2 protein-coding genes and 1 pseudogene are annotated in these 6,107 nt (G+C 58.4%); 2 read left to right on the top strand and 1 reads right to left on the bottom strand.

Going from position 1 to position 6,107, the window contains the following annotated elements; translation table 11 throughout:
• Both HMPREF1546_RS15810 and HMPREF1546_RS15805 read left to right on the top strand, forming a co-directional pair.
• A partial coding sequence (locus HMPREF1546_RS15810; RefSeq protein ID WP_021752122.1) for an S-layer homology domain-containing protein occupies window positions 1-2,535 on the top strand: 2,535 nt, incomplete at its 5' end.
• Between the two features lie 159 nt (window positions 2,536-2,694).
• Window positions 2,695-3,327, top strand: coding sequence for a hypothetical protein (locus tag HMPREF1546_RS15805; protein ID WP_036630077.1), 633 nt, complete (start codon window positions 2,695-2,697; stop codon window positions 3,325-3,327).
• Between the two features lie 268 nt (window positions 3,328-3,595).
• Here the strand turns inward: HMPREF1546_RS15805 and HMPREF1546_RS19325 are convergent.
• Window positions 3,596-6,107, bottom strand: a pseudogene (locus HMPREF1546_RS19325) (hypothetical protein); the annotation flags it as partial.

The following is a 6,107-nucleotide window of genomic DNA, read 5'->3' as shown; positions in this document are numbered from 1 at the left end:
TACATCACCTACTGCTCTCAGCAGGGCATCATCAACGGCTACGCCGACGGCACCTTCCGTCCCACCGCCACCCTGAGCGGCAATGCGTTCATGAAGATGCTGCTGGGCGCTCTGGGCTATGACAGCGCCATTGAGGGCTACACCGGTGCCAACTGGACCGTGGCCGTCATCAAGCAGGCCGCCGGTATCGGCCTGGACGACGGCAACGACGAGTTCGTCGGCTCCAAGGCCGTGACCCGTGAGGAGGCTGCCCTGTACGCCTTCAACATGCTGCAGGCCACCATGGTCGAGTACGACGCCAAGACTTCTGTCGACATCAACGGCGCTACCGTGACCATCGCCGGCGACAAGGCCAAGGAAGTTGCGCAGGGCTCCTACGACAACAACATGCACAAGCCCAACCTGCAGTTTGCCGAGCGCTACTTCGACAAGCTGGACAAGACCGAGACCACCGACGACTTCGCCCGTCCCGCCACCAAGTGGACTTTCAAGGGCGACAAGATCGGCACCTATGCGGACGCCGCTGATGTGACTTACACCAGCAACGTGAAGCTGGGTGATATCTACAGCGATCTCGACATGAGCGAGAAGGACAAGAACGCCGAGGTCTATTACAACGGCGTCGAGGCCGATGATGTTGCCGTGTCCAAGGGCAACACCGTCAAGGTCTCCAGCTCCAGCGCCAACAACAAGCTGGTGGCTGACGGCAGCACCGTTGAGGTCTTCTACGATGAGGACAACAACGATGTCACCATCTGCATCATCGACACCTATGTGGGCACCATCTCCTCCAAGGAAGAGAAGGTCTCCGATCCCTATGTTGTCGTGAACTCCGAGAGCCTCGTGACCGAGAAGGACGCTTCTACCTCTGTGTCCATCTCCGGCAGCAAGGCCCGCTTTGAGACCAATACCGACAACTTCGAGGAAGACGATGTGGTCCTGTTCACCTACTCCCAGAGCGCGGACGAGATCAAGTCCGTTGTGAAGGCCGAGTCCGTGGAGGGCACCCTCGACAAGTACACCCTGGGCAAGAACCTGACTCTGGCCGATACCGAGTACAAGTACTCCAAGAACATTGCGTTCTCCTTCGGCTCTGAGACCAGCATGACCACCAAGAGCGACTATGTCATCTATCTGGATACCAACGGCATGGTCATCTATGTGGATGAGCAGGAGTTCGACGCCTCTCAGTACGCGTATGTGCTCTACACCCAGAGCAGCAACAGCCGCTTCGGCAAGGATCAGGTTCAGCTGGTCATGTCCGACGGCTCCGTGAAGACGGTGGATACTGACGACGATTACACCTCTCTGGAGGGCACCATCGTCTACTACCGCGCTGACGACAAGGGCGAGTACGCTCTGCGTCAGGCCGCCAATGTTCACAAGAACGGTTCCATTGTTACAACCGAGGATGACAGAACCTATCCGATCTCTACTAACGGCGTTTTGAGAAATGGCGCTACCGACTTCGACATGAAGAACACCCGCGCGGCTATCACCACCAAAACCGGCACTACGGTGTATGGCAACAGTGAGACCGTGTTCGTGGTGGCTGAGAGCGATGCCCGCGGCAAGACTGACTATTCCGTCTACAAGGGCATCAAGAACGCTCCCACCATCATGTCTGATGATCCGACCACCTCTCCCACTGTGGAGACCAAGGCTGTTGAGATGGTCTACACCACCAGCGGCTCCAGCGATGTGGTGACCTTCGCCTTCATCGACGCCACCGGCGCCTATGTCACCAACGGCAAGCGCGATGTGGTGTTCCTGGCTGCTGAGTCCGCCACCAAGATGATCACCGATGGCGACAACAACCAGTACTACCTGTACAACGCGGTTGTGGACGACGAGATCACCACCGTGAAGGTCAAGGCCGCTCAGGATGCTGGCTCTGTGGTTCTGGCTGGCAACGACACGGTCAACCAGGTTGTGACCAATGCTGACTACAACAACAAGGGTCTGCTGACCTCCGCTGATGCGATCTCCACATCTGATTACACCACCCTCACCGGCACCGGCGTGTGGAAGCTCTCCGGCTCCTACAGCATCGGCCTGGGCGGCACGACGGCTTCCGCCAGCGTCCGCTACACGGTTGCCTCTGACGCCAAGATGTACTACATCGATACCGATGGTGTTATCACCAAGATCGACGATGTGAAGAACATCAGCTCCGACTCCACTGCTACCTACATCGGCCTCCTCGATGTGACTGACGGCGACATCGCCTACCTGTTCATCCAGGAAGTTGACAACGGCAAGCAGGAGGGCGCCGGTAGCAGCGGCGTGGTCCTGAGCGGGATCAGCGCAAGCTACAGCAGCGGCACCGTCACTGTCACTCTGACCGGCACGAACGCCGGACAGGTCTACCCCGTGACCATCTCCCTGGTCAACGGCGGCACCCTGGTGAAGCTGACGACCGCCAACGTGACTGGCGCCGCGACAACGACGACCGCCACCATCTCTGCCGCTCTGTCTGTGGGCTCCACCTACATGGTGACCTGCGGCGACCAGAGCTTTGTGTTGGGTGTCTGATTACCCGCCAGAAGGGTGATTGTACCCGCGGTTGAAAATTCCCCCGGACTTCGGTCCGGGGGAATTTTTTGTTGCACGAAATTCTGCAATTTCTTCCGGTCAGGGGGGATTGGATAGCGGGAGTTTTCCCGCCACGATTTTCGGGAAAGGGTGAAGAATTTGCAGCAGACCAGTCAATTTCATCTCAACCAGTGGGAGCTGACGGACCGCATCCGGATGGAGGATTTCAACGGGGACAATCAGAAGCTGGAGACAGCCCTGGCCTCCCTGGCAGCCGCGGACGCGGCGGAGCAGCAGGCGAGAACGGCTCAGGATGCCGCCATCCGCCGGGAGGCAGCCGCAGCCGCCGAGGCCGTCCCACTGGTAAAACTTCTGGAAGTGCCTGTCACGCAGGAAGCAGCGCAGGTGGATGTGGATGTATCACAGATCGACTTCACGCAGTATACGGAGGTGTGGATCGTCCCCATCCTCTCCACAGCCTATCACTATATCTATCTGCGCTGCAACAATATTGCGACAGACAGCTATTTCCATCCGGGCTCGCACCAAAACTACCTGTGCCGCCTGGAGATGAGCGGCCTCCTGGGTCAGGGCAAAGCAAAGATCCGTCTGGCAACTTATCTCTCCCCCATTGCCTGTATCTGTGAGCATATCTATGATACATCGAACCCGCCCTATTACAGCACCATCCCCTCCATCGCGCCGAAGGACCTGAAGACGCTGAACTTTATGACGGACGCCGGAACCATCAACGGGGAAGGGAAAATCATCCTCTGGGGCTGGAAACTGTAATCCAAAGGAACGCCCCCGGACAAAAGTCCGGGGGGCCTTCGACTCTTCCGGTGCTGGCGGCGAAGGAACGGCTCATTCACCAGTTCGTTTCCTCTGCCAGCTGGGCCAAAGCCTGTGCAAATCCTCGCAAGCCGTGTGTCCGTGCAGGGAGAAGCTATCAGAGGGCGTGCCGACCGGCTTTGACTATGCCTGACACATAAAAAGGATTCCCGGACAGAAGTCCGGGAATCCTTTTTGTCTTAGTGCATCAGCACGTTGACACAGTTCCTTAGGCAGTGAACGTTGCGTTCTGACCGCCGCAGGAGACCATGTAGATACCGCCGCTGGCAGCGATGCTGGCCAGAGTGCCCACGGACAGGACAGCGGTGGTGCTGGTAGCGCCGGTGGCGCCGGTGACCGTGTAGGTGCCCAGCTCAGTGGTCACACCGGCAACGATCATCTTCAGGGTGACCTTGTAGTTCTGGCCGGCGTTGGTGCCGTTCAGAGTCAGGGTCAGGTCGGGAGCACGATAGCTCACGCCAGTGATGCTGGTCAGCTCCTGTCTGCCGCCGGAAGAGGACTGGTCGTTATCCTCGAAGTACTGCTGGACGAACAGATAGCTGATCTGGCCATCCTCCAGGACGTAGGTCACGACATCCTCGTCGGAGCGGCGGATGTTGCTCACCGCACCCTCGGTAATGGTGCCGTCATCGTCGATGAAGAAGATCTTCGCATCGTCGGCGACCACATAGGTGGACTCAGAGCCGTTGCCGTAGCCGAGCACGACGTTCTCATTGTTCACCTTGTTGATGCCGGTGACGGTGCCGGAGTTGCTCAGAGAATCCAGGCCGGTGATCACACCGTCGTCATAATCGGCGCCAGTGAAGACCACGTTGCTGCTGAAGGAGCCGTTGGAAGTTCTGTTGTTGATCTTCACGCTGGCATCGACCTTGACGCCCTCAACGATCTTGCCATCCACAACTGCGTTGTAGGTGTAGTACTCGTTGTCGGAGTCCTCGATCTTCTTGCTGCCGGACTCGAAGGCGAAGAAGATCACGTCGTTGTTGCCGCCGGTGACCTTGTAGTCAGCCTCGTCCACGCTCAGGTACACGATGGTGGCAACGCCGTTGTTGCGGCAGTAGTAGCTCATGCCGATGGCATTGGTAGCCGGGCTGCTGTCGTTGTCGTCCACGATGGTGGGAGCGTTGTTGATGCCGGTGTAGGCGCGATAGGTAGCATTCTTCCAATTCTCGCGAGCACCGCTGTCATAGGTGCCCACCACGAACACCGTCTTGCTGTCGGCATAGATGTAGTCGGTGCCCTGCTTGGCATCGGAGGCGTTGGTCACGCCCTTGTTAGTCAGGTTGATCCGGGCCACGCCGTTCCGCAGCTCGAAGGAGTCCTCGGCCTTAGCAATGCTGGGATTCTTGGTGTCGAGATCCTTCAGGCGATACTCGCCGTTGGAGGTCTCCTTCACCAGGACAATCTCAGAGTTGGCATTACCAATCTGCAGCTCAGAACCATAGCCAGCGAAGTCGTTGGTGTAGTCCTCCTTGGTGTCGACGGTCTTCATCTTGCCGTCATAGGTGATCAGAGCAGCCTTGTCAGAGGCGAAAGCAACGCTGGAACCCTGCAGAGCGCGCAGATAGGCGTAGTCAGCGATGTTGTACTCAGTCTCCTCGACGTAGATGGCATAGCCGTTGGCATCCAGGTACACGACATACTCGCTGTCGATGCCCAGGCTGCTCTCGCCGCCGTCCACAGAATACATCTTGGAGAAGTCATACTTGGTCTCACCCAGGTTGATGGACTTGCCGGAAACCTTTCTGGTCAGAGTGCCCTCAGCGGACTCAGCAGCCTTGACAGACTGGATCTCGTTGTTGGCATAGGTGAAGAGGACGATCTGGTCGTTCTCGAAACCAGTGGTCTCGAACTCGTCGTTGGCACGCAGGCCGGAGGTGGCGCCGTTCTCAGCAGCCAGCTCGGACAGGGTGATGTAAGCATCCTTGGAGTTGGTCTTGGCCACAACCTTGTTGACCTCAGCCACGTAGGTGTTGATAGCCACGATGGTGACATCGTTGGTATCCTCATCCAGATAGGCCTCGACCAGAGTGCCGTTGCCGACGTTGCACTTCGCAACGGGAGAGTTGGTGAACTTCAGCTCGCTGACCTTCAGGTCGTTGCCCTTGGAGACCTTGGCGGACTCGCTGGCCTCAACGCCGTCCACGAAGACGGGAGCAGCCTCGTCCTTGTCGGACATGCCCAGGTCAGAGTAGATCTGGCCCAGCTTCACGTCGGCGGTGTAGGTGGCGTCAGCGGTCTTGGCGAAGGTGCCAACCTCAACGCCCTTGAAGCGCCAGGTGTTGGCGGGACGGCCGAAGTCATCGGTGGTGTCGGTGGTCAGGCGCAGGTCGGTGAAGTATCTCTCAGCGAACTGCATCTTGTTGTCGTCGTCGATGTAGCCGTCGGTACGAGAGGTGTTCTCGATCTCCTTGGCCTTGTCGCCGGCGATGGTCACGGTAGCGCCGTTGATGTCGACAGAAGTCTTGGCGTCGTACTCGACCATGGTGGCCTGCAGCATGTTGAAGGCGTACAGGGCAGCCTCCTCACGGGTCACGGCCTTGGAGCCGACGAACTCGTCGTTGCCGTCGTCCAGGCCGATACCGGCGGCCTGCTTGATGACGGCCACGGACCAGTTGGGACCAGTGTAGCTCTCGACAGCGCTGTCATAGCCCAGGGCGCCCAGCAGCATCTTCATGAACGCGTTGCCGGTCAGGGTGCCGGTGGGACGGAAGGTGCCG

Origin of the sequence: Oscillibacter sp. KLE 1745, from assembly GCF_000469445.2 — a bacterium.
GTDB lineage: Bacteria > Bacillota > Clostridia > Oscillospirales > Oscillospiraceae > Oscillibacter > Oscillibacter welbionis.
This window is presented reverse-complemented; position numbering and strand designations above follow the sequence as displayed.